Raw genomic sequence first — 23,805 nt, forward strand, 5'->3', positions numbered from 1 at the left:
GTCACGGCGGCGAATTCAACATCGTGACGGCCTACTTGTTCGGCCGGTGAACCGGGTCATACAGTGTGTCCATGCGAATTCCCACCATTGACCTCGAATTATGGGCCGACGGCGGTGCTGAATCCCGCCGCGCGATCGGCGAGACGGTTGACGAGGCCCTGCGTACAGCGGGATTCCTCCTGGTGACGGGCCACGGTATCGGAGCCGGGCCACGAGCGGAGATCCGCGCGGCGGCACGGAAGTTCTTCCACCTCCCGCGGGCGGCCAAGCAGGCGTACGCGGTGCAGGTGGGCGGACGCGGGTGGCTGGGGCCCGAGGCCGAGGCCAACGCGTACGCGGAGGGCGGGGACGGCCCGCCGGACCTCAAGGAGTCGTACTCGTTCGCCTCGAACGATCCGACAGGTGACCCCGCGATCGACGACGAGTGGTTCGGGCCGAACGTGTGGCCCGACGAGGCACCCGGGTTGCAGCCTCTGGTGGAGAAGTACCTCGACCAGATGCGCGAGGTGTCCAACAGGGTGCTGGAAGTGCTCGGGGTGGCGCTGGGCGAAGGGGTGGACCACTTCACGGCCCATACCCAGCGGGCGACCTGGGGCTTCAACATCAACTGGTACCCGGGCGTGGACCGGGTCGGACCCGCGGCGCCGGGGCAGTTCCGGATCGGCCCGCACACGGACTTCGGGACCGTGACCCTGCTGGACCGCCAGCTGGGAGTCGGCGGTCTACAGGTCCACACCGACGAGGGCGGCTGGGAGGACGCGCCCTACGACCCCGACGCGTTGACCATGAACATCGGGGATCTGATGGCCCGTTGGGTGGACAACCGCTGGCGGGCCGGCAGACACCGGGTGCTGCCGCCGCCGGTGGACCTGCCCAGCGAGGAGCTGATGTCGCTGGCCTACTTCTACGACTGCGACATGGGGACGGACGTGCGGGGTGTCGACGCGCACGAATTCCTGCGCGAGCGGCTGAACGCCATCACCGCCGACTAGCGCCCCCGGCAGGCGGACGGAGGTCCGGCCGACCCGTCGGGTCGGCCGGACCTCCGTCCGGACCTGGGCCGGTCCGTACCGCCGGAATCACTTGGCGGCCTTCTCCAGCGGGTAGTAGAAGCTCGTCGCCCGGCCCTCGGTCAGCTCGGGGGCGTCCGCTTTCGCCCGGCCGCTGAGCACATCGGACAGCACGCGGATGTGGAAGCGGATGTAGGAGGTCTCGGTGCAGGCGAGATGTTCACGCACCCGCTTCGAGATCTCGTGCAGATTCCAGGCGGGAATCCCGGGATAGAGGTGGTGCTCGGCGTGGTAGTTCGTGTTCCAGTTGAGGAAGCCGAACCACTTGCTCCGCGTGTAGACCGAATTGGTGTTGCGCCAGGGGTTGTCGGACCGCTCCGCGTAGTAGTGCTCGGGCATGATGGCGAAATTGTTCACGATCCAGGCGACGGCTGTCGGCATGATGTACAGGGTGAGCATCACCATGGGCCACAAGACCGTCAGGACGGTCATCGAGAGAATCCACACCAGGAGAATCCAGGTGTCACGCTGGATGGCGGAGCGGGCCCGGTCGCTGGTGACGAAGTAGGGATACCGGTGCCACAGCGAGGCCGCCGACATCCGGAGAAACCCCAGGAAGTACTCCAGGTTCAGCATGGCCATGACGTACTGGCCCAGAGTGGTGATGGTGCCGTCGGGTTCCGGGTCCTCGACGGTGTGGGTATTGCGGTGGTGATGCATATGGAACACCCGGTACAAGGCACTGTTCATACCGAGGAACGTGCCGGCGACCCGTCCGGCGAGCTGATTCCCGCGGAATGTGTTCATGAACGTGCCGTGCGAGGCGCAGTGCAGCACATTGTGCAGCGACGCGACCACGAAGCCGGCCAGCACCCAGCTGAGCCCGGTGGCCCACCAGGTGTCGATGACGAAAGCACCTGTCACGGCGATCGCGTACAGCAGGACGTGCACCGACGCGCGGCGCATGGCCAGCGCGCTGGAGCGGCGGGTCAGTTCGCGCAGTTCGGCGGAGGAGAAGACATCGTTCCGGTCGGGGTGGACGTTCTCCTGCGAGATCGTCATTCCTGAACCTCCAAGAGGGTCGAGGCAGCGCATGGCGGAGGCCATGGTTCAGGCCGTGTCCTCAGCCAGGAGGACACGAGCGTGGTGACCCGGACGGCGATACCGGCCGGGGCGGGCCCGGTGCGTCATCGGGGCGCCCGGGAGAGGGATCTGGCGCGACTGTCGTCCACGAAGCCCCTTGCCCGGCGGGAGATCGACGGCAAAGGCTTCGTCCATAACGGGTCACCCGTCACTCGTTCCAGTCACGACCAAAAGGGGCCTTGCGGCTGAGACGTCTCAGCATCCGCGTATGCGTCGCTTTCCCGTCCCGGGCCGACCGGACAGATCCGGTTCGCCCGCACTGGAATCGACGCCGCGTATCGCGACACGATCGCGGAATCCGCTCGACGGTCCGCGGGCCTCCCTCACGAAACGCCCATCGGCGCTCCGTTGCGCCGTGCCCACCGTCAAATCGTCCTCCGAACACCGCGTCCGCGTTTCGGCCTCACTCGCAAACTACAGATTTCGAAACTGAAACAACACCCCCCATCCGCCTTCGGCCCGCCCGCCGGGCCCCCGGCGCTCGGACCAGCGCCTCTTGCCGGTGAATTCCTGGCGTCGCGCTCCACCAGGGTCCGCTTCCCGGACCCGCTTCCCGGGTCGCACGATCCGGGGCGTACGGGAGGCTCGAAGGCGGCGCGAACACCGGGCGGCTCGTGGTGAGGGCCGCCGGGCTGGGCTGCCTTGGCAAGGCATCGACCAGCGGAAACAAGACAGCCCCCGCAAGGGGGCGACTCCTCCCGGGCCCGACGCCCGGCGCTTCGGGGTGGTCCTGAGGTCGCGGACATCGCTCCCCGGGCACGCTCGCACGCGGCGTCGTCGGATGTCGCCCGCGGGCGTTGACACACCTCGCCGCCATGGCGCAGCGGATTCGGCACGCGGAAATTCGTCAACGAATCACTCTCGCGTCACCCGTGAAAAAGACGTCGGGTCGGTACCGACGCCCATGCTTGCTCCACGGGCCCGGGATTCCGATTCCTCGGTGACCCATCGGGAACACGCAGATCTCGCCCGAACTCCTTACGTGAGCTCCCGTGCACGCGGCAAGGGTATTGCCCATGGCAAAGAGATCGGCGACAGGCGGCCGGATGAATGCGGTTCCGCCGGTCATCCGCATGTGGGCGGCCACCGATGATTCCAGGCGCTCGATATCCGCTCTCCCCGGCGCGCGCGGTTTCGTATATGGCCCGCGTCGTGAACAACGCCCGTGAGCAACGCCCGTGGGCGGGCGGCCCCGGCCGTTGTCCCGGGTGTCCTCCGGCGGGTCGTCGGCCGGAGGAGTGCCGGCCGACGACCGTCGTGGTCAGCCGGTGGCCGTCCCCTTGCCGGCCGTCACGGTCTCCCGGAGCCGGTGCCGGTCGATCTTGCCCATGCCGGTGCGTGGCAGCGCGGTGAGGACGTGCACCCGGTGCGGCACCTCGTAGGGCATCAGGCGGGCCCGGCAGAAGGTGAGGACATCCGCGGCGTCGTTGTCCGGACGGAGCACCAGGGCCGCGTGGACCTCCTCCTCCCCGGTCCGGCTGGGTGCTCCGAACACCAGCACCTCGCTGACCCCGGGATGTTCGGCGACCACGTTCTCGACCCGCCGTGGACTGACCTTGCGCCCGCCGACGTTCACGAACGCGTCCTTGCGTCCGACGACGAAGACATGACCGTCCTCGTCCACCTCGGTGAGGTCTCCGCAGGCCAGGTAGCCGTCCTCCATCGACGGTGGGCCGCCGCCGTCCTCGTAGCCCTCGAACATCGTCGAGGTGCGCACCAGCAGATGGCCGCGTCCGTGGGCGGCCGTGCGGGAGCAGCCGGTCCGCACCCGCCAGTCGACGCCCGGGGCCATGACCCCGGCGCTGTCCTCCGGCCACGGTTCGTCGCGGTCGTGCCGGCAGGCGATCAGGCCGGTCTCCGTGCTGCCGTACACCTGGTGCACGGGGACTCCGAGCCGGGCGGCGGCGGCCTTCGCCGAGTCGCTCGTCAAGGGGCCGCCGGAGGACAGGGCGACCCGTACCTTCCCGCGCGGTCCGGTCCGTGGCAGCACGGGGGTCATCAGCTGATACACCAGCGGTGTGCCCAGGAGTACCGTGCTGCCCGCGTCGAGGGCCTCCAGCACCACACCGGGCCGGAACCGGGTCATGGTCCGCAGTCCGGCGCCGGAGACCAGCGCCGTCGCCAACGCGCCCACCAGGCCGAAGGAATGCGCCAGCGGCACCATGGCCAGCACCGTGTCGGCGGCGGTGATCCGGTGGATGTCCCGGTACAGGGCACCGCCGGTGAGCGTGTTGCCGAGTGTCTGCCGGGTGATGCGGGGTTCTCCCGTGCTGCCGGAGGTGAGCTGAAGGACCGCGGTCGCGGGGTCCTCCCGTCGCACCACGGTGCCCGACGGGGCGGGGACGCTCACCAGCTCGTCGAACGTGCGGTGCGCGAGACCGGGAACGGGCGAGATGTCGGACGGGCCGACGAGACCCGCCGGCGGCAGCCGGTGGATGACCGAGCGGGCCTCCATCAGGTGCGAGTTCTCGCGTTCCACGAGCAGGGTGTCGGCCCCGGCGAGGAACAGCCCCAGCATGGTCGCGACGCAGGTCGGCGTGTTGTCCACCAGGACGACCACCGGTCCCGCCGGGCGTTCCCAGGCGGTCGCGTTCGCCGCCGCGGTCAGGGCGGCATCGTGGAGTTCCGCGAAGGTCATGTCCTGCCAAGCGGCGCTGCCCCGGGTGCTGATGGCCACCGCGTCCGGGGCGCGTTCGGCCCCGGCGCGCAGACAGCCGGTCAGGGTGGGGGCCGCGGAGGAACCCCCGGCCGGACGGGGTGACTCGCCGTGGGTCATCGGCCCGACCGGCTTGCCGCGTGATGCGACCGGACGACATCGGCCAGGGCGTCCGGGCTGGCGTCGTCGAAGACCGCGAGCAGCAGCTCGGCGTGGAGCCGGTCGGCCGCCACGGCGTCGTCGGGTTCGAAGCGCTCGGTGAGCCGCGCGATCAGCTCGACGGCACGCAGCGAGTCACCGCCGAGGAGGAAGAAGTCGTCCGCGGGGCCCAGGGGCCGGCACTCCAGAACCGTTCCCATGTCCTGGGCGATCTGCGAAGGCACGTCGTTCGTCGCGGGATCGTCGTTCGTCACAGACCCGTTCGCCTCTCTCGATGTGTCGCTGGGGTACAGGCGGAGCTCCGGTGGCCTCGCCCCTTCGGGACGGTCCTCGGGTGTGCTCCGGTCCGGGGTCCTGGTGTTGCGCAGATACAGGTCCGGGTTCTCCGCGAAGCAGCGTTGCGCCTCTTCGTACCTTTCGGGCGTTCCGATGTCATGCCATCGGTCGCTGAAGGAATAGGCGTGGACCCGGCGGCCGCTTTCCATCATCGATCCCACCAGGTCGGGCATGTCGACGACTTTCCCCGGGGTAATCGCTTCGAGTACGGCCGGATCGGCCACATAGATTCCCGCGGAGATATCGAGATGCAGCGTCGGCTTCTCCCATATCCCGGCCACCTGGTCGCCCCGGATGTCGAGGACGCCGAAACCTATCGGCATGGGGCGGCGGAACGACGCGACGGTCAGCACTCCCCCGCTGTCCTTGTGCACCCGGTAGAGCTCGGCGAAGTCGAGCGCGGTCAGGACGTCGCCGTTCATGACCAGCGCCGGCTCGTTGAAGTCCGCGACCTGGGCCAGTGGCGCCGCGGTCCCCAGGGGCCGCGGGTCGGTGCTGTAGTCGATGCGGACGCCGAGCGTCGCCCCGTCGCCGAACTCGGCCCTGATCTGGTCCGCCAAGTGGGAGACACACAAGGTGATATGGCTGAATCCGGCGCCTCGGAGCCTGCGGATGATGACTTCGAGGATGGAGTACCGACTCAGCTGGAGCAGACCTTTGGGCCGGTTTTCGGTGTATGGCCGGAGGCGTGTCCCCTTCCCTCCGGTCAGGATGATCGCTCGCACGAGAGCCTCCCTGTGCCGCCATCGGCATCGCGGCGGGATCAAGCCTCAGAGGCGGGACCCGGTTGGGGGAAGGCTCAAACGGCCGCCCCGGCAGGCCTAGCCAGGTGGCCATGCCCGTAGAGTCCGTGGATTTACTCGTACCGCATTCCATAGACTCGACGCCGACCCTCGCAGAAAATCCAAATCCTGGGCAGGTGAACCTTGCTGGTGCGCTCGGTTGAAGAAGTCGTGGGAAGCGAATGCGACGTGGACTGGGGTAACGGGACGAGCAGACGACTTCTCGTTCAGGCGGATAATTTGGGGTTCAGCCTGACCGAGACATATGTACAGCCCGGCAGCGAGTCGTATCTGCGGTACGACAACCACCAAGAGGTCTGCTATTGCGTGAGCGGATCCGGTTCCGTGGAGACGGAGGACGGCGTTTTCGAGATAAAGCCCGGAACGCTGTACGCCCCCGGTGTCGGTGAACCGCATGTGCTGCGCTCGCAGCACGGTATGACGCTGATGTGCGTCTTCTCGCCGGCCTTGCACGGATCGGAGACACACCTGCTCACGCCCGGTGTGCATTCGAGTTACTAGGGGACGGCCGTGGCTGAAACGATCCAGTGTGAAGTGGCCTTCACCGGCGGGCGGTTCGCCGCCGGTCCGGCGACATGCGCGCAACGGCATATGTGGAATCTGATCCAGCAGCGGATGCCGGACTCCGCGTTCTACAACCAGATCCACTGGGCCGCTCTGCCGCCCGGCGGCACGCTGTCCGATGTGCGCGAGGTGCTGGGCGAACTGGTCGGCCGCCATGAGTCGTTGCGTACGGTCTACCAGGTCGGCGGGGACGGCGGGCTGCGCCAGCGGGTGATCCGGTCGGGGTCCTTCACGGTCGGGACCCTGAAGGCCGCCGACGAGACGGATGTGTGGCGTGTCATCGACGCGTGGGGCGAGGACACCCGTCGCGTCGCGTTCGACCACGCCGTGGATCTGCCGTTCCGGGCCGCGATCGTGTGCCGGGACGGCGAACCGGTCCAGGTCGCCCTCTGTGTTTCCCATATGGCGGCGGACCTGATGGGGCTGCGGGTTTTCGAAGCGGAGATCGCACGGCTGTCGGCCGCCCGCGCGGAGGGCCGCGCCGCCGATCCGCCGCCCGAGTTCCGGCAGCCCCTGGAACAGGCGGCGTTCGAGGGCTCCGAGCGGGGCCTGCGTCTGCTGGCACGTGCCGGTCGCTACTGGGACGAACAGCTGGCGGGGATGCCCGCGACGATGTTCCCCGGTGCGGCCACGGTGCCGGAATCCGCTCTGCCGCCCTTCCACAGCGCTGTCCTGGAGTCACGGGCGGTCGCGCTGGCGCTGCCGGTGCTCGCCGAGCGCTACCGGGCCGGCAGCTCGGCGGTGCTGCTCGCCGTGGTGTCGGTGCTCCTGGGGCGGCGCGGCGGTCTTCGGCGGTGCGGGCTGCGGCTCCTCGCGGCCAACCGCACCGAGGGAGTACTGCGCGGCACGGTGTCCAATCTGCATCAGGAGGTGCCCGTGACCGTCGACCTGAGCGGGGAGACCGTCGCCGATGTGGTTCGCTCGGCGCGTGTCGCGGCGATGCGGGCGTACGCCAACGGTCTGTACGACCCCGACCAGGCCGAGCGTGTCGTCCAGGGGCACGAGCGCGCACGCGGCGAGCACATCGATCTGTCGTGCTGCTTCAACGACGCACGGGCCGTCCGGGAGGACCGGCCGGGGGCGAGTCCCGCGACACCGGCGGAGATCCGTGCGGCCATGGCCTTGAGCACGATCGAGGACGACGACCTCCACGAGGCGGAGCGGTTCTTCCTGGTGGTCCACGACGACGTGCCCGACCGCGTCCGGCTCGTCCTCGGCGCGCAGCCCCAGGTGCTGTCCCCGGACGACGTACGGGCCTTCCTCCATGCCGTCGAACGGCTGCTCGTGTCCCTCGTCGCGGACGAGATGTCGCTCGCGGACTGCGCCGCGGTCGCCGGGGCGGCCGTGGCGGACGGCACCTGGCGCTCACCTCGTCTCCATGCGTAGCGGGAGCCGGCCGGCTCCCCCTCGGGAGCCGTCGGGGGCGGACCGGCCGGTCCCAGGGCCCGGGGGCGGGGCCCCGACGACAAGAGGTGGTGGCGCGTTGGGCGTGGACGAGGAGCTGTGCTGGTGGCCGGCGGTCAGAGCCGCCAAGGCGATCGCCGCGCGGGAGGTCTCGGCGCGGGAGTACCTTGCGGCGCTCCTCGCCGCGGTCGAACGGCACAACCCCGGGCTGGGGCTGGTCGTGACCCTGAGCGAGCAGGCGATGTCCGACGCGAAGGAGGCGGACGCGGCGACCGCGCGCGGTGATCTGCTGCCGCCCCTGCACGGTGTCCCCATGACGGTCAAGGACTGCTTCGCGACCGCCGGTCTGCGTACCACCGGCGGCGCCGCCGCGTTGTCCGGCCATGTGCCCGTCCGTGACGCCGACGCGGTGGCGGCGCTGCGCCGGGCGGGATGTGTCGTCTTCGGCAAGACGAATCTGCCAGAGTTCTCCGGCGATGTGCAGGCGTACAACGAGCTGTTCGGCACGGCGCGCAACCCATGGGGGACCGGCTTCTCCACGGGAGGTTCCTCAGGGGGGTCGGCGGGGGCGGTCGCCGCCGGGTTCACCCCGGTCGAGCTGGGCTCCGACGTCGCCGGTTCGATCCGTGTTCCCGCGTCGCACTGCGGTGTCTTCGGGCACAAACCGAGTTTCCGTACGGTGCCGACGTACGGGCATGTCCCGCCGCTGCCGTTCGCCCATACGGTCCCCGATCTGACCGTCGTGGGTCCGCTCGCCCGTACCGCGGACGATCTGAGCGCCGTGTTCGACGCCGTCGCGGGGCCCGACTCCCATGACGCGCCCGCCTGGCGGCTCGAACTGCCGCCGGCCCGCCCGGTCAGGAGGGTGGCGGTCTGGTTCGACGACCCGTACTGCCCGGTGGACGCGGAGGTCCGCCGGGTGCTCGAAGACGTGGCGGACCGGTTGGCCGACACGGGTGCCGTGGTGGAGCGGGCCACCCCGAAGGGCATCCGGCTGGACGCGAGCGACCGGGTCTTCCGCGCGCTGCTCGCGCCGGTCGCGTTCGGCCGTTACTCGGTGCGCGACGCCGAGGGGATCGTCCGCGGCGAAGGGGTCCCGGGCGCGGATCTCGGTGCCGAGCACGTCGGGCAGACCCATCGGGCCTGGGCGGACGCCGATGCCGCCCGGGCCAGGATGCAGCTCCGCTGGGGGCGGTTCTTCGAGGAGTACGACGCGATCCTGCTTCCGGTGGCCCCGACCGCGGCGCAGCCGCACGACCACCGTCCCTTCGCCGAACGGGACATCCTGGTGAACGGCGGTCGCCGTCCCTACTGGGACCAGATCGTCTGGGCCGGGCTGACCGGTGTGTGCCATCTGCCCTCGACGGTGGTCCCCGCCGGGCGGACCGGCCGCGGACTGCCGGTCGGTGTGGCGGTCGCCGGGCCGTATCTCGGTGACCGCACCACGCTCGCGCTCGCCAGGACCCTGGAACAGGCGCTGCCGCCCCTCGGCCGGCCCCCGGTCCTCGTACCCCTCTCGCGCAGTACGTCTGGGAAGGCGGAAGAGCATGCCCGAGACCATTGACCTGGTCATCCCGAACATCGTCGAGTTCAATCTGAAACGCCCGCTCCTGGATCTCGACCCGGGGGTGGAACGCGACCTCCTGGAGCACGGTACGAACCTCGCCGACCAGTGCGTCTTCTGGAGCGACGAGAACCGTGTGCTCGTGCTCCCGGCCGGCTACTCGCCGGAGTGGCTCGCCGATGTCCACGCCGGTCTCGGCGGCTCCGTTCCCCCGGTCGTCTCACCGGCGCCGACCACCGGACGGCTGGTCCACGACCTCCTGGAGGACGACCGGGCACTCGCCGCGCTGTACGAGGCGACCAGCGGAGCGCGCGTGGTGCGGTTCGTGTCGTGGGGGGCGGCACCCGAGCTGTACGCGCTGGCCTCGGTGCTCCGCAGCCAGGGGCGGGAAGTCCTGCTGGACATCGCAGAATCCCGGCACTACTGGTCGTGCGAGTACCTGGAATCCAAGCTGAGCTGCACCGATCTCGCCACGCACATCCCGGGGTTCCGGGTGCCGCGGGGTATCTCGGTCGCCAGTTGGGACCAGCTCAAGGGCGCGGTCACGGCGATCGCGGGCGGCGGCGGGAGGGCCGTGGTGAAGAGCATGTACGGCGTCGGCGGCTACGGTTCCGCCCTCGCGCGGAGCGAGGGCGACGGGATGGCCCGCTTCTGGGAGACGATGAGGCGCGAACCCTTCTTCGGTACCTTCCCGCTGACCGTGCAGGACTACGTCGAGCACGCGGCCGACTGTCCGGCGGTGGACATCCTCGTCGATGACGACGAGGAGCCGCGGCTGGAGTACAGCATGCTCGGCGTCGACGGACTGCGGTACCGCAGTCTGACCCTCGGCCCCGGTGTCCTCGAACCCGCTCTGGAGAAACGGCTCGCCGAGCTGAGCACCACCGTCCACGCGTTCGTCCGGTCCCTCGGGTACCGGGGCTGGTTCTCGCTCGACTGCCTGCTCGGTGCCGACGGAGAGCTCTACGTCACCGAGATCAACGCCCGTCGTACGGGTGCCATGCACGGGATCGCGCTCGCGGAGCGCTGGGCCGACGACAGCCCGGCCGTCTACAGCCATGACGCCCTGCCCCTGCGGCTCACCGGTATCGCCTCGTACACGGAACACATCCGCCCGGTGTTCGAGGAACTGTGGGCGAAGGGCGTCCGCGCCTATCCGACGACCGTCCGCGCGCTGGCCCGGCACCGGCCTTCGCTGGGCATCATCGTGTGCGCCGAGAGCGCGGCGGAGGCGGAGCGCATCGGCGGCGAGGCGCACCGGGCCGTCAACGCCGCCATGGCCGAGGCCGGAACCCCGTTCAGCAGGCCGACCGCGGGCAGCCGCTCGTAGCGGCGGCGACCGGGGCGGCGGCAGCGGCTGGGGGGGGCGGCTCGTGGTCATCGCGGCTCGTGGGCTACGGCTCTCGTGGGCTACGGCTCTCGCGTGGTCGAGGGGTCCCGGCCTGACGGCGGTGCCCCAGATCGTCGCGGGACGGGTTCCCTGACCCGGCGGCGCCGGCCGGGGTGTGGGAGGCGATCGGCCGGGTACCCGATCGTCTGTCACACGTTCGGAACGACGACGTAAAGGGAGCGATGATGTCGAAGATCGAGGAATCCGTCGAGGTCGCCGTCCCGGTGAGCACGGCCTACAACCAGTGGACGCAGTTCGAGGAGTTCCCGCGGTTCATGGACGCGGTGGAACGGATCGAGCAGCTCACGTCCACGCTGACGCACTGGGTCACCAAGGTGGACGGGGTGAGCCGGGAGTTCGACGCGGAGATCACCGAGCAGCGGCCCGACGAGCGGGTCGCCTGGACCACGGTGGCGGGTGAGATCCGTCAGGCCGGGGTGGTCACCTTCCACCGGCTCGACGACACCCGGACCAAGGTCATGCTCCAGCTCGACCACGATCCGCAGGGCATCACCGACACCGTCGGCGACAAGCTCGGCTTCGTCCGCCGCCAGGCCAAGGGCGATCTGAAGAACTTCAAGGAGTTCATCGAGGCGCGCGGCACCGAGACCGGCGCCTGGCGCGGCACCGCCTGACCGCCTGACCCCGGCGGGGACACCGGTGAACACCGCGTCCCCGCCCGGTCCTGAGGGCCCGGCCCGCCCCTTCCCCCGGGGGCGCGGCCGGGCCCTCAGGCGTGTGCCGTACGGGCGCGCGCCTCCCGGGGGTGCGCCGTCCTGCGCCGTCCTCCGGTCGGCCTGCTCCGGCGGCCGTCCTTCAGTCGGCCTGGACCAGGGCGGCCACGAGGAGCGAACTGAGGATGGTGCCACCGGCGACCGTGAGCATGGACATCCTCAGGACGCGTTCCCAGTAGCCGTGCAGCACCTCGCTCAGCCGGGCCCCGGCCGGGGCCGGGCCCCCGCGGATGCCGCAGTCGCCTCCTCCGGTGGCGGACAGCAGGGGGGAGCCCGTCAGCCGCATGAGCCGGTCGATGAGGGGCTGTCGGGTACCGCAGAAGGAGAAGGGCACGCCGGCCCGGGCCGCCGCTTCGGCCGCGCTCTCCAGGTGCCGCAGCCCGGCACAGTCCATGAACCGCAGGGCGGTCAGGTCGACCCGGATACCCGCCGGACGGCAGGCCAGGTTGAGCTCGACCACGGTGTCGAACTCCGCACCCGATTCGAGGTCCAGTTCTCCCGACAGACGGATGGTGGCCCATTGCGCGTCCGCCGTCCGCCCCGGGGCGAATGTCGTCCGGTGCGCGAAGACCGGGCGCCGGATCACGCGTCCGCCCGGGTGCGGCGGGGACGGGTGCACAGCGCGGCGCGGGGAGTTCTCATGGGGCCGGCTCCAGGCAGAACAGGGTCACGTAACGGGGGCAGGGTGAAGGGGAGCGCCTGTCGCGGTACGAGGGCTCGTCCGTTCACCGGGCGGACCGTCCGGTCCGGCCCCGCAGGTGTGCCTGCTTTCCGAAGCACGTGTTCCGAATCTGCCCGGGTCCCACCCCGGCAAACCCATCCTCCCGCGGGTGCCCGGCGACCCCGCGGACGCCCTCGCACGCATCTCGGCCTGCTCCGCGCGCGTTTGGGTCGGGGCGTTCCGGCCCATGCTTGGGAAACGGGGGATTACCGTGGCAGGCTGCGCACTGGCCTCCGGCCGCGATGAAGAGTTGTCTTGCGTCCCGTGGAGCGACCGAGCTATGCATATGGAAATGCGGGAGAGCCCGCACAATCACCCCGCTGTTCCCGGTGTACCCGGTGTACCCGCAGTTGCCGCTGTTCCCGGTGTTGCCGCTGTTCCCGCGGATGAACAGCGGGATCAGCGGGACGGGACCGTTCAGCCCGCAGAGTCGGACGCCGGGTCACGGAATCGGCTGCTGGCCCGCGACGCGATATCGGCGGCGCAGGACGTCCTGCTGGAGCGTTACCGTCTCGCCTCCGCGCAGACGGCGTTCGACCTGCTGCGCGAGACCTCGCAGCGCCTCAACATCAAGATGCATACCCTCGCCGACGCGGTGGTGCGCGTGCCCGGCCCCGGTCCCGGGGCGGATCTGTGGTTCCCCGGCCGGGGCCGGAGCGCCCCGCCGCCTCTGCCGCTGCTGGGGATCGACCAGGATCGTCCCGTGCGGCTGCCCGAGGTGCTGAAGGCCGCGATGCGGCGGGTCCTGGACGTCACGGAGACGGACATGGGCAATGTCCAGCTGGCGGCCGGGAACGGCGTCCTCAGACTGGAGAGGCACACCGGTCTGGACCGCCAGTTCACCGACTTCTTCGCCTTCGTCGGCAGTCCGAGCTCGGCGACGTCCTGCGGGTACGCGGCGGAGCAGCGGCGGCAGGTCACCGTCCGCGATGTGAGCACCGCGGACCTGTTCGACGAGGAATCGCGGCGGGTCATCCTGCGGGCCGGGAGCCGCGCCTGTCACAGCGTCCCGCTGGTCGACCCCCATGGGGTCCCGCTGGGCATGATCTCCTCCCATCACGAGCGTCCGCTGAACGATTTCAGCGCGGCGCGCATCGGTGCCTTGCGGGAGACGGGTACGGCGGTGGGCCGGTGGCTGTCCTGGTACCGGCGCACGACTGTTCTGGACGCGCTGGAGGACCTGCACAGGAGAGCGAGCGGTGCGGCCTCCGCCGGGCCGCCGTCATCGGCGTCCTCCGGGGCCGCCCCGGGACCGGCGGCGGAGGACTCCGCCCGGCGCCGGACGGACGGCCGGACGGACGGTGTGCGGCCGTAGCGTCCGGCGCTGTGCCGCCCGCCGGGCGCGGGCGGCGGTCCGGCGGGTCAGCCCGTCGGTTCGTCGGGAACGGGGTGCTCGGGGTGGACGCGGCCGTCCCGGGGGTCGTCCTCGGGTTCCGGGCCGGTTGCGTCGGTGCCGGGGGGTTCCTCGTCCTGCTCCGGTCCGTCGGGGGCGATGATCGCCAGCGGGTCGTCGTCGTGGTCGCCGTCCGCCTGCTGGTCCTCGGGGTCGCGGGGCAGCGGCACCTTCGGCTTGTCGCCCTCCGCCCGGTCGCTCGGCTCTTCCCGGTCGCTCGTCCGTTCCTGGTCGCTCATGCGTGGGTCACCTTCCTGTGGCCCGGCCGACGGGCACCGCCGTGCCGATATGTACGGCGTCCCGGCCCCTGCGGGCGGGACCGGTCCCGAACGGCCGTTCTCCGTTCCGCCCCGCCTGCCCCGCTCCCCCTCGGCCATGCCTTCCGGTCCGGGTCGTTCCGGGGTGGCGGGTCACGTGACCGGGCCGCGGGCCGTCGTCCGGGCCGCGGGCCGCCGTCCGGGCCGCGGGCCGCCGTCCGGCCGGGGCGGGAGCCGTCCTAGGGTGTGGGGATGCCGCTCCCCCGTCCTGAGGCCACGCCCTGTCCGGCCGCCGACGCGGTCCGCTCGCCGGACCCGGCGGCTCCCGGGCCGCGTGCGGGTGCCGGGCCGCGTGCGGGTGCCGGAGCCGACGGGGTCGTACCGGTGGCGGGGCGGGAGACGCGGTCGCTGCCGGTGGTCGCCGCGGGGGCGGTGGTGATGCCGTTCGCCGTCCAGTCGTACGACGAGGTCGTCGCGCACGACACCACCTGGGGCGAGCACTCCCATCCGTTCCACGAGCTGCTGTGGAACGGGCGCGGCGCGTCGACCGCGGTGGTCGGGGCGCGGGTCTGGACGATCACTCCCGCGCTCGGTCTGTGGATGCCGGCGGGCACCCTGCACTCGGGTTCGGCGGTGGCGGGGACCTGGTTCCGGGCGAGCTTCTTCGGGTTCCACACCACACCGTCCATCTCCCCGGCACCGGTGGCCGTGGAGATCACCCCGCTGCTGCGGCTGCTGCTGGAGCGGCTCGGCGCTCCCGGGCTCTCCGCCGCCTCACGGGCGACCACCGAGGCGATGGTGCTCGACGTGCTCGAACCGTCGCCGCGCGAACTGCTGGTCCAGGCGCCCGCGTCGGCGCTGCTGCGGCCGATCGCCGCGGCGCTGCGGGCAGATCCGGGCGACCGGCGCACCCTCGCGGACTGGGCAACGGAGCTGGGGGTGAGCGGCCGGACCATCAGCCGTGCGTTCAACGCGGAGACGGGGACCAGCTTCGCGCGCTGGATCGCCTCGGTCCGGGCCCAGCACGCCGTCGCCCTGCTGAGCCGGGGCTGGGACGTGGAGGCGGTGGCCGAAGAGGTCGGGTACCGGTCGGCGAGCGCCTTCGGGGCGGCGTTCCGGCGGACGACCGGGCTCACCCCGGGCACGTTCCGGGTGCTCTGAGGAGCGTTCCCCGACCAGGGGCGGGTCCCTCGCCCCCGTACGCGCGGGCGGGCGTCCCGATCGCTACATCGGCTGTCCAAAAGGGCTGGTTGCGACACCGCGCGGCGTTCTCCTACAGTTCAAAGGCAAGCCTTACCTAAGTGCTTGCGTTCAGTTCGGTGCACACACTCCACGACGGCATCCCGGGACCCAGTACGTGCGAGGACCGGCACCTGGCATCCGGACAGTGGGGTTCTCACCATCATGCGTTCATACCGTCTGCGGCTGTTCAGCACGGCCGCCGCACTTCTGACCCTCGCGGCCTGCGGCGGTCCCACCGATGCCGGGGGCGACGGCGAGGACGGCGCGGAGAAGGATTCCTCTTCGTCCGCCGAGCCGTCCGGGAAGTCCTCCGGCACGTTCCCGCTCACGGTCGAGCACGCGCTGGGCAAGGCCACCCTCAAGGAGAAGCCGAAGCGCGTCGCCACGGTGAACTGGGCCAACCACGAGGTGCCGCTGGCCCTCGGCGTCGTCCCGGTCGGCATGGCCTCGGCGGACTTCGGTGACGACGACGGCGACGGGGTGCTGCCCTGGGTGGAGAAGAAGCTGGACGAGCTGGGCGCCAAGACCCCCGTCCTGTTCGACGAGAACGACGGCATCGACTTCGAAGCCGTCGCGGACACCGACCCGGACGTCATCCTCGCCTCCTATTCCGGTCTGACGAAGCAGGACTACGCCACCCTCAGCGAGATAGCCCCCGTGGTGGCGTACCCGGACGCCCCGTGGGCGACCCCGTGGCGGGAGATCGTACGGAGCAACAGCAAGGCCATCGGGCTCGCCGACGAGGGCGAGAAGCTGATCGGGGAGCTGGAGGGCGACATCAGCCGGACCGTCGCCAAGTACCCGCAGCTCAAGGGCAAGTCGGCGATGTTCATGACCCATGTCGACCCCGGTGACGTCAGCAAGATCGGCTACTACACCGCGCACGACACCCGGACGCTGTTCTTCGAGGACCTCGGGCTGAGGATCCCCGGCAGCGTCGCCAAGGCGTCGAAGGGCACGGACAAGTTCGCGCTGACGCGCAGCGCCGAGCAGGTCGACGTGTTCGACGACGTCGACATCATCACCGGCTACGGCGACGGCAAGGGCGCGCTGACGAAGACGCTGCGCGAGGACCCGCTGCTGTCGAAGATCCCCGCGGTCGAGCGCGGCTCGATGTATCTGCTGCCCGGCAGCTCGCCGCTGGCGACGGCGGCCAACCCGACGCCGCTGTCGATCTCGTGGGTGCTGGAGGACTACGTGGCCGCGCTCGCCAAGGCCGCGGACAAGGTCAAGTGACGACCGTCCCCGCCCGTCGGACACCGGACGCCGCCGTGGTGCGGCGTCCGGTGCGTGCCCGGCCGCTGTGGCTCCTCGCGGCGGTCGTCGTGCTGGCCGCGCTGATGGTGGCCTCCGTCGCGTTCGGTTCCCGGGCCGTCGGCTGGTCCGACGTCTGGGCCGCGCTCGGCGGTTCGGACACGACCCTGGAGCAGGCCGCCGCCGTCAAGCGGATACCCCGCACGGTGCTCGCCGTGCTGATCGGGGCGGCGCTGGGTCTCGCGGGCGCCGTGATGCAGGGGGTGACGCGCAATCCGCTGGCCGATCCGGGCATCCTGGGCGTCAACATGGGCGCGTCGCTCGCCGTGGTCACGGCGGTCGCGTTCTTCGGGCTCTCCTCCCCCGTCGGGTACATCTGGGTCGCGATGGCGGGGGCCGCGCTGTCGGCCGCATTCGTGTACGGCGTCGGTTCGCTGGGCAGGGGCGGCGCCACACCCCTGAAACTGGCGCTCTCCGGGGCGGCGACCTCGGCCGCGTTCGCCTCGCTGGTGACCGCCGTGGTGCTGCCGCGCAACGACATCGCCGGGAGCTTCCGGCTCTGGCAGATCGGCGGGGTGGGCGGCGCCTCCTTCGACCGTATCGGGCAGGTGCTGCCGTTCCTCGTGGTGGGGTTCGTGATCTGTCTGGTGTCGGCCAAGGCGCTGAACTCGCTGGCGCTCGGTGAGGAACTCGCGGCGGGCCTCGGCGAGCGGGTCGCCCTGGCCCGGGGCACGGCCGCGCTCGGCGCCGTCGTGCTGTGCGGCGCGGCGACCGCGGTCGCCGGGCCGATCGCCTTCGTCGGTCTCGTCGTCCCGCACGCCTGCCGGCTGCTCGCCGGGGTGGACCACCGGTGGCTGCTGCCCTTCTCCGCGCTGCTGGGCGCGGCACTGCTCACGGCGGCCGATGTGGCCGGGCGGGTGGTCGCCCGGCCCGCCGAGGTCGATGTGGGCATCGTGACGGCGCTGATCGGCGCCCCGTTCTTCATCTGGATCGTCCGCCGGCAGAAAGTGCGTGCCCTGTGAGCGCCGTCGTCCTCCCCCCACCGCCGTCCTCCACCGCGGCCGTGGCACGCGGCCGGGCCCGCCGGGCGGTTCGCCGTCGCACGGTCACCCTGGTGCTGGCCGGGTCCGTGGTGGCCGTGTTCACGGTGACCCTGATGGTCGGGCGGACGTACTACCCGCTCGACGACGTGATCCGGGTGGTGCTCGGTGAGCGGGTGCCGGGGGCGTCGTTCACGGTCGGGCGGCTGCGGCTGCCGCGGGCGGTGCTCGCCGTGGTGGCGGGCCTGAGCTTCGGGCTGGCCGGTGTCACCTTCCAGACCATGCTCCGCAATCCGCTCGCCAGCCCCGATGTCATCGGCATCAGTTCGGGCGCGAGCGCGGCGGCGGCCGTCGCGATCGTCACGCTGTCCCTCGGGGGTTCGCAGGTGTCGGGCGTGGCGATCGCCGCCGCCCTCGCCGTGGCGCTGCTCGTCTACACCCTGGCCTTCAAGGACGGGGTGGTGGGCACCCGGCTGATCCTCATCGGGATCGGTATCGCCGCGATGCTCGACAGCCTGATCGCGTATGTGCTTTCCCAGGCCGCCGAGTGGGATCTCCAGGAGGCGATGCGCTGGCTGACAGGCAGCCTCAACGGCACCACGTGGAACGAGACCGTGCCCGCCGCCGCGGCGCTGGCGGTGCTGGCCCCCGTGCTGCTGTCGCGGGCGCGCGATCTGTCGTCGATGCAGCTCGGGGACGACACCGCCGCCGCCCTCGGGGTCCGCGTCGAACGCACCCGGATCACGGTGATCGTCGCCGCGGTCGGGCTGATCGCGTTCGCCACGGCGGCGGCCGGGCCGATCGCCTTCGTCGCGTTCCTGTCCGGGCCCATCGCGGCGCGGATCACCGGGTCCGGCGGTTCGCCGCTGGTGCCCGCCGCGCTGGTCGGCGCGCTGCTGGTGCTGGTCGCCGATCTCACCGGTCAGTTCGCCTTCGACACCCGCTTCCCGGTCGGCGTCGTCACCGGTGTGCTCGGCGCTCCCTATCTCGTCCACCTGATCATCCGCACCAACCGCGCGGGAGGCTCCCTGTGACCACGACCCACTCCCTGGCGGCCGAGGGGCTCACCCTCGGCTACGGCGACCGCGTCGTCGTGGAGTCCCTGGACCTGCCGGTGCCGCCGGGCGGGATCACGGCGATCGTCGGTGCGAACGCCTGCGGCAAATCGACGCTCCTGCGGTCCATGTCCCGGCTGCTGGCGCCCCGCGCGGGCCGTGTCGTCCTGGACGGGAAGGAGGTGCACCGGCTGCCCGCGAAGGCACTCGCCCGCACGCTCGGGCTGCTGCCCCAGTCGCCGGTCGCGCCGGAGGGGATCACCGTCGGTGACCTCGTCGGCCGGGGACGCCATCCGCATCAGCGGGTGTTCTCGCGCTGGAACGCCGAGGACGACGCGGCCGTGGCGGCGGCGCTGGAGGCGACGGACACCACGGCCCTCGCCGACCGCTCCGTGGACGAACTGTCCGGCGGGCAGCGCCAGCGGGTGTGGATCGCGATGGCGCTCGCCCAGCAGACGGACATCCTGATGCTGGACGAGCCCACCACCTTCCTCGACGCGAGCCACCAGGTCGAGGTGCTGGACCTGCTGACGGATCTGAACCGCGTCCGGGGCACGACCGTCGTGATGGTCCTGCACGACCTCAACCTCGCCGCCCGGTACGCGGACCACATCGTCGCCCTCGCCGGGGGACGGCTGCACGCCGCCGGGACACCGGACGAGGTGCTGACGGAGGAGAACGTCCGCGCGGTGTTCGGTCTGCGCAGCCGCATCATCGAGGACCCGGTCTCCGGCCGGCCCCTGATGCTGCCCATCGGACGGCACGGCGTCAGGCCGGAGGGGCGGGAGGGGCCGGTGCCCGCTCGCGCGGAGCGGGAGCGGGCGGTACCCGGTCCTGCCGAGGGCAAGCAGCCGGTACCCGGTCCGGCGGAGGGCGATCAGCCGGTACCCGCACCCGCGCAGGGCCATCGGCCGGTGCCCGCGGACAACTCCGGCTGATGGCTTGACGGCCTGATGGCCTGACGGCTTGACGCGGCGCCGGGGTCCGAGCGCCGCACACCACGGCGCCCCGGTCACGGACACCGGGGCCACCCAGCTCACCCGCGCGGCCCGCGCACCCCTCACACCCACCACCGGGAGTCGACTTGCCCAGCAGGACCGCCGCCATGACCGACGAGCACGACGCGGCCCCGTCCGCCGGGACGGCCGGTGTCCCGGCCGGAGCGGGCGGGACCGCGTGTCCCGTCGGCGCCCCTTCACCGGACGGGAGCGACTGCCGGTCCGGGTTCACCGAGGTGGGCTCGGCCGCGGAGCTGCGGGAGATCCTGGGCGAACCGCATCCGATCGTCATCGACAAGGTGCACACCCGGCTCGACGCGGACGACCTGGATGTCCTGGCCCGCTCCGCGTTCTGCCTGATGGCCACCTCCGACGCACACGGCTCCTGCGATGTCTCCCCGCGCGGCGACGTGCCCGGCTTCACCCATGTCGTGGCCCCCGGGACCCTGGCGCTGCCGGAGCGCCGGGGCAACCGGCGGGGCGACAGCCTCCACAACATCCTCGGCAATCCGCACGCCGGTCTGCTCTACCTCGTGCCCGGGAGCCAGGACGTCCTGCGGATCAACGGCAGGGCCCGGGTCCTGACCGACGCCCCGTTCTTCGACGCGATGGCCTCGCGCGGCCGGCGTCCCGACCTCGCCGTCCTGATCGAGATCGACGAGGTCTACCGGCACTGCGCGGCGTCCCTGAACCGTTCGGGACTGTGGGACACCACGACCTGGGAGAGCGTCTGACGCGGTCCGCGCCGCCCGGGCCCGCCGCACCGGGGTCCGGTGCGGCCCGTCGGACCGGGCCCGTTACGCCTTGGCCGCCTGCTGGATGCGCACCATGTTGCCCGAGGGGTCGCGGAACGCGCAGTCGCGCGGGCCCCAGGGCTGGTCGATGGGCTCCTGGAGCACCTCGGCGCCCGATGACCGGACCCGCTCGAAGGCCCCGTCGACATCGTCGGTGCTGAAGACGATGTTCGGCAGGACACCCTTGGTGAGCAGGGCCTGCATGGCGTCGCCGTCGGCCTGGGAACGGCCCGCGTGGGGTTCCGAGAGCACGATCTCCAGGTCCGGCTGGGTCGGGCTGGCGAGGGTGACCCAGCGGAATCCGCCGGAGGCGACGTCGTTGCGCGCTTCGAGGCCGAGCGCGTCCCGGTAGAAGGCGAGCGACTCGTCGGGGTCGTTCACGGTGATGTGGCAGTACTGGAGTGCGATGTTCATGCCGACCACGTTAGGCAGCGGTGGCGTCGCCCGCTTCTCGAATCCTGCTCGGCGGATTCTTCGTCGGGCGGGTGCGCAGTTTCGCGACGCAGGCGGGCATCGCCGCCACCGCGCTGTGCTCCTGCCCCCGGTACGCGCTCGGCGGCTGCCCCACCAGCTCGGTGAACCGCGAGCTGAACGAGCCGAGCGAGGTACAGCCGACGGCCATGCACGCGTCGGTCACGCTCATACCGCCGCGCAGCAGCGCCATCGCCCGCTCGATCCGGCGGGTCATCAGATAGCTGTACGGGGTCTCGCCGTACGCCGCCCGGAACCGCCGCGAGAAGTGCGACGGCGACATCAGCGCGTGGCGGGCCATCGTCGGCACGTCGAGCGGCCGCGCGTACTCGCGGTCCATGAGATCCCGGGCACGGCGCAGATGAGCGAGGTCGGCGAGCTCTTCCGGGGTCATGCGAACGACGCTATCACCGGGTCCCCGGGGGCGGCGGTACGGCGGGTGAGCGGTGGCCGGGGCCGCGGACGGCGGCGGCTCTCGGGTCGTACGGGGAGGGGGCGCCGGTCGTAGGTGGCGGGGTGCCGGGTCGTACGTGGCGGGGCTCGGCGGGGTGTCGTTCCGTGCGGGGCGGACGACGTTTCCGGGCCGCCGCGGGGAGGTGGCGGGCCCTGGAGGGAAAACGCTTGTGCCGACGCCCGCCGAGGGGAGACGAACAGCGGCGGCGAAGGCTACCCTTACCCACGGTCGTCGGTGGTCAGAGGGTATGTCCGGGCCGACGGCGGGGGAGGTCCCGGGCCCCGCGGGGGATGCGGGACCCGGGACGGCCCGCGCGGCGGATCAGGCGTCGCGGGTGCGCAGTACCCCGTATCCGACCGCGTTCGCGGCCAGGGCCCAGAAGCAGAGCAGCGCGACCGCGCCGGTGGTGCCGTACGCGTCGGACTCGGCGATGCCCATCAGGGTCATACCGGCCGGGCCGGGCAGATAGTCGGCCGTCCGCGCGAGGAACTCCACCGACAGGGTCTGGAGGGTCATGGGCAGGACCAGCAGCACGAGGAAGCCCACGGTGACCGTGCCCGCGACACTGCGCAGTGCCGTGCCGATGCCGATGACGATCACCCCGACCGCGCCGAGGTAACCGCCGACCGCCAGGGTCCGGCCCACGACCGCCCCGGCGGTGACCGGGTCCGCGGCGGCGCCGAGCGAGGCGACGGCCGCGGCCAGCGCGAGCGGGGTGAGGAGCAGACCGGTCACGAACAGCACCGGGAAGAGCACCAGGCTCTTGGACAGCAGCATGCGGTGACGGATCGGCACCCACTGGAGGGTGGTGCGGATGCCGCCGGTCGCGTACTCGGTCGCGATGACCATGGCCGCGAGGGCCAGCACCGCGAACTGCCCCATGAAGACCGCCCCGGTGGCGACATTGTCCAGCGGCGCGGTCGGCAGCGCGGTGCCGCTGTCCGGCGCGGACCGGGCCGAGACACCCGCGATCACCGTGTAGGTGATCAGCAGGGCGGCCGTGGCGGCCAGGCACACCCAGGTGGAGCGCACACCCCAAAGTTTGGTCCACTCGGCGGCGACGGCTCCCGTCAGCCCGCCGCGGCTCCCGGTCCCGCCGGTACGCCGGCCCGCCTTGCGGGCGTTCGTGGTGGTGGTCGTCGTGTCGTGCTCGGGTGTCATCGATCAGTCCCGTCCGCGTTCCGGGCGGTGCCGTACTCGACACTGCCGGAGGTCAGTTCCATGTAGGCCTCTTCGAGCGAGGGCTCCTGGAGGCGCAGTTCGTGCAGCCGGGTCCCGCTCCGATGGGCGAGGTCACCTATCTGCCCGGCCGTGGCGCCGTGCACCACGAGCGTGTCGCCGTCGGCGCTCTCCACGGCGAAACCCGCCGTGGTGATCATCGGCACCAGATCCGCCCGGCCCCGCGCGTCGGGGACCCGGACCCGGACGGTGCCCAGCGCGCTGCGTCCGATCAGCTCCGGGACCGGGGTGTCGGCGATCAGCCGTCCCCGGCCGATGACGACGACCTGGTCGGCGGTCTGCTGGAGTTCGCTCATCAGATGGCTGGAGAGGAAAACGGTGCGGCCCTCGTCGGCGAGGGACCGGGAGGTGCGGCGTATCCAGCGCACCCCGTCGGGGTCGAGGCCGTTCACGGGTTCGTCGAAGATCAGCACTCCGGGGTCGCCGAGCAGGGCCCCGGCGACCCCCAGCCGCTGGCCCATCCCGAGGGAGAACAGCCCGACCCGCCGTCCCGCGACGGCCGTCAGTCCGACCGCGTCGAGCACCTCGTCCACCCGCCGCCGGGGGATGCCGTTGCTGCGGGCCATGGCCAGCAGATGGTTGGCGGCGGTCCGTCCCGGGTGCATTGCCTTGGCGTCCAGGAGGGCGCCGACCTCGCGCAGGGGGCGGCGCAGATCCTCGTAGCGGCGTCCCGCGACCAGGGCGCGGCCCGCGGTCGGGCGGTCGAGGCCGAGGATCATCCGCATGGTGGTCGACTTCCCGGCGCCGTTGGGGCCGAGGAAGCCGGTCACCCGGCCGGGGTGGACGTCGAGGGTCAGTTCGTGCACGGCGTGGACCGTGCCGTAGGTCTTGGTGAGTCCGTGCAGGGTGATCATGTCGCCGTCCCGTCGTGGCGCCGGTCCGCCGGGAGCGGGCCGCTCAAAGGCGTTGCCAGGGGCGGGTGTCGATGGCTACGCACCGGTGGTCACCGCCGTCCGTGGGTCGTGCGCGGTGGCTGTCGTCCGTGTCATGGCAGCGAGTGTGGAAGGGCGGACCGGGCCGCCGCATCGGCGGGAAGTCCATGGCGGGACCGCACTTGGGCGCGGGCCGGTCTCCTCCTTGCGTGGGGGGTGGGGAGCGACTTCCGGCGGACGACCTGTGCCGCG

The 23,805-nt window shown here is 71.6% G+C and carries 22 protein-coding genes; 13 read left to right on the forward strand and 9 right to left on the reverse strand.

Annotated features, from left to right (window positions below; all coding sequences use genetic code 11):
- The first annotated feature begins 71 nt into the window (after positions 1 to 71).
- A complete protein-coding gene (locus tag AB852_RS11875) occupies positions 72 to 992 on the forward strand; it encodes an isopenicillin N synthase family dioxygenase (RefSeq protein WP_073786811.1) in 921 nt (306 codons plus the stop codon).
- 87 nt (positions 993 to 1,079) lie between these two features.
- Here AB852_RS11875 and AB852_RS11880 read toward each other — a convergent pair whose 3' ends face one another.
- The 3 genes from AB852_RS11880 to AB852_RS11890 form a co-directional block, all read right to left on the reverse strand.
- The gene (locus tag AB852_RS11880; RefSeq protein WP_073786813.1) at positions 1,080 to 2,072 is read right to left on the reverse strand and encodes a fatty acid desaturase family protein; all 993 of its coding nucleotides are present in this window, start codon (positions 2,070 to 2,072) and stop codon (positions 1,080 to 1,082) included.
- 1,342 nt (positions 2,073 to 3,414) lie between these two features.
- Positions 3,415 to 4,929, reverse strand: coding sequence for a class I adenylate-forming enzyme family protein (locus tag AB852_RS11885; protein ID WP_073786815.1), 1,515 nt, complete (start codon positions 4,927 to 4,929; stop codon positions 3,415 to 3,417).
- Positions 4,926 to 6,029: a sugar phosphate nucleotidyltransferase gene (locus AB852_RS11890; RefSeq protein WP_073786818.1), complete on the reverse strand. Its 1,104-nt coding sequence runs from the start codon at positions 6,027 to 6,029 to the stop codon at positions 4,926 to 4,928. Before AB852_RS11890 ends, AB852_RS11885 begins: the two co-directional genes overlap by 4 nt.
- A 207-nt stretch (positions 6,030 to 6,236) precedes the next feature.
- On the opposite strand from AB852_RS11890, the gene AB852_RS11895 reads away from it, so the two are divergent.
- The 5 genes from AB852_RS11895 (at position 6,237) to AB852_RS11915 (ending at position 11,664) form a co-directional block, all read left to right on the forward strand.
- Positions 6,237 to 6,608, forward strand: coding sequence for an ectoine synthase (locus AB852_RS11895; RefSeq protein WP_245876756.1), 372 nt, complete (start codon positions 6,237 to 6,239; stop codon positions 6,606 to 6,608).
- A gap of 9 nt (positions 6,609 to 6,617) precedes the next feature.
- Positions 6,618 to 8,057, forward strand: a complete 1,440-nt coding sequence (locus tag AB852_RS11900; protein WP_143201217.1) for a condensation domain-containing protein — start codon at positions 6,618 to 6,620, stop codon at positions 8,055 to 8,057.
- Between the two features lie 103 nt (positions 8,058 to 8,160).
- Positions 8,161 to 9,639, forward strand: coding sequence for an amidase family protein (locus AB852_RS11905; RefSeq protein ID WP_245876757.1), 1,479 nt, complete (start codon positions 8,161 to 8,163; stop codon positions 9,637 to 9,639).
- Positions 9,623 to 10,969, forward strand: coding sequence for an ATP-grasp domain-containing protein (locus AB852_RS11910; protein WP_073786824.1), 1,347 nt, complete (start codon positions 9,623 to 9,625; stop codon positions 10,967 to 10,969). The genes AB852_RS11905 and AB852_RS11910 overlap by 17 nt, the downstream gene beginning before the upstream one ends.
- A 245-nt stretch (positions 10,970 to 11,214) precedes the next feature.
- Positions 11,215 to 11,664, forward strand: coding sequence for an SRPBCC family protein (locus AB852_RS11915; RefSeq protein ID WP_073787753.1), 450 nt, complete (start codon positions 11,215 to 11,217; stop codon positions 11,662 to 11,664).
- Positions 11,665 to 11,845: 181 nt separating this feature from the next.
- On the opposite strand, the gene AB852_RS11920 is transcribed toward AB852_RS11915, so the two are convergent.
- A complete protein-coding gene (locus AB852_RS11920; RefSeq protein ID WP_178390994.1) occupies positions 11,846 to 12,349 on the reverse strand; it encodes an STAS domain-containing protein in 504 nt (167 codons plus the stop codon).
- Between the two features lie 427 nt (positions 12,350 to 12,776).
- Here AB852_RS11920 and AB852_RS11925 point away from each other — a divergent pair, with 427 nt between their 5' ends.
- A complete protein-coding gene (locus AB852_RS11925; protein ID WP_073786829.1) occupies positions 12,777 to 13,799 on the forward strand; it encodes a GAF and ANTAR domain-containing protein in 1,023 nt (340 codons plus the stop codon).
- Positions 13,800 to 13,846: 47 nt separating this feature from the next.
- On the opposite strand, the gene AB852_RS11930 is transcribed toward AB852_RS11925, so the two are convergent.
- A complete protein-coding gene (locus tag AB852_RS11930) occupies positions 13,847 to 14,116 on the reverse strand; it encodes a hypothetical protein (RefSeq protein ID WP_079184529.1) in 270 nt (89 codons plus the stop codon).
- A 456-nt stretch (positions 14,117 to 14,572) separates the two neighbouring features.
- Here AB852_RS11930 and AB852_RS11935 point away from each other — a divergent pair, with 456 nt between their 5' ends.
- From AB852_RS11935 to AB852_RS11960, 6 genes are all read left to right on the forward strand, one after another.
- Positions 14,573 to 15,295, forward strand: a complete 723-nt coding sequence (locus AB852_RS11935) for a helix-turn-helix domain-containing protein (RefSeq protein ID WP_073787769.1) — start codon at positions 14,573 to 14,575, stop codon at positions 15,293 to 15,295.
- Between the two features lie 243 nt (positions 15,296 to 15,538).
- Positions 15,539 to 16,612, forward strand: coding sequence for an iron-siderophore ABC transporter substrate-binding protein (locus tag AB852_RS11940; RefSeq protein WP_073786831.1), 1,074 nt, complete (start codon positions 15,539 to 15,541; stop codon positions 16,610 to 16,612).
- On the forward strand, positions 16,609 to 17,652 hold the full coding sequence (locus tag AB852_RS11945) for a FecCD family ABC transporter permease (protein ID WP_073786833.1): 1,044 nt from the start codon (positions 16,609 to 16,611) through the stop codon (positions 17,650 to 17,652). Before AB852_RS11940 ends, AB852_RS11945 begins: the two co-directional genes overlap by 4 nt.
- Positions 17,649 to 18,704: a FecCD family ABC transporter permease gene (locus tag AB852_RS11950; RefSeq protein WP_073786835.1), complete on the forward strand. Its 1,056-nt coding sequence runs from the start codon at positions 17,649 to 17,651 to the stop codon at positions 18,702 to 18,704. Before AB852_RS11945 ends, AB852_RS11950 begins: the two co-directional genes overlap by 4 nt.
- Positions 18,701 to 19,663: an ABC transporter ATP-binding protein gene (locus tag AB852_RS11955; RefSeq protein ID WP_079184531.1), complete on the forward strand. Its 963-nt coding sequence runs from the start codon at positions 18,701 to 18,703 to the stop codon at positions 19,661 to 19,663. The genes AB852_RS11950 and AB852_RS11955 overlap by 4 nt, the downstream gene beginning before the upstream one ends.
- Before the next feature lie 167 nt (positions 19,664 to 19,830).
- Positions 19,831 to 20,457 (forward strand): MSMEG_1061 family FMN-dependent PPOX-type flavoprotein, encoded by a 627-nt coding sequence (locus AB852_RS11960; protein ID WP_073786837.1) that lies wholly within the window; start codon positions 19,831 to 19,833, stop codon positions 20,455 to 20,457.
- A 63-nt stretch (positions 20,458 to 20,520) separates the two neighbouring features.
- Here the strand turns inward: AB852_RS11960 and AB852_RS11965 are convergent, their stop codons facing one another.
- From AB852_RS11965 to AB852_RS11980, 4 genes are all read right to left on the reverse strand, one after another.
- The gene (locus AB852_RS11965; RefSeq protein ID WP_073787771.1) at positions 20,521 to 20,931 is read right to left on the reverse strand and encodes a VOC family protein; all 411 of its coding nucleotides are present in this window, start codon (positions 20,929 to 20,931) and stop codon (positions 20,521 to 20,523) included.
- Positions 20,932 to 20,941: 10 nt separating this feature from the next.
- Positions 20,942 to 21,382 (reverse strand): helix-turn-helix transcriptional regulator, encoded by a 441-nt coding sequence (locus AB852_RS11970; RefSeq protein ID WP_073786839.1) that lies wholly within the window; start codon positions 21,380 to 21,382, stop codon positions 20,942 to 20,944.
- 381 nt (positions 21,383 to 21,763) lie between these two features.
- Positions 21,764 to 22,603, reverse strand: coding sequence for an ABC transporter permease (locus tag AB852_RS11975; protein ID WP_079184532.1), 840 nt, complete (start codon positions 22,601 to 22,603; stop codon positions 21,764 to 21,766).
- Positions 22,600 to 23,535, reverse strand: a complete 936-nt coding sequence (locus tag AB852_RS11980; protein WP_073786842.1) for an ATP-binding cassette domain-containing protein — start codon at positions 23,533 to 23,535, stop codon at positions 22,600 to 22,602. Before AB852_RS11980 ends, AB852_RS11975 begins: the two co-directional genes overlap by 4 nt.
- Between the last annotated feature and the right edge of the window lie 270 nt (positions 23,536 to 23,805).

Source organism: Streptomyces uncialis, assembly GCF_001905345.1.
Classification (GTDB): Bacteria; Actinomycetota; Actinomycetes; order Streptomycetales; family Streptomycetaceae; genus Streptomyces; species Streptomyces uncialis.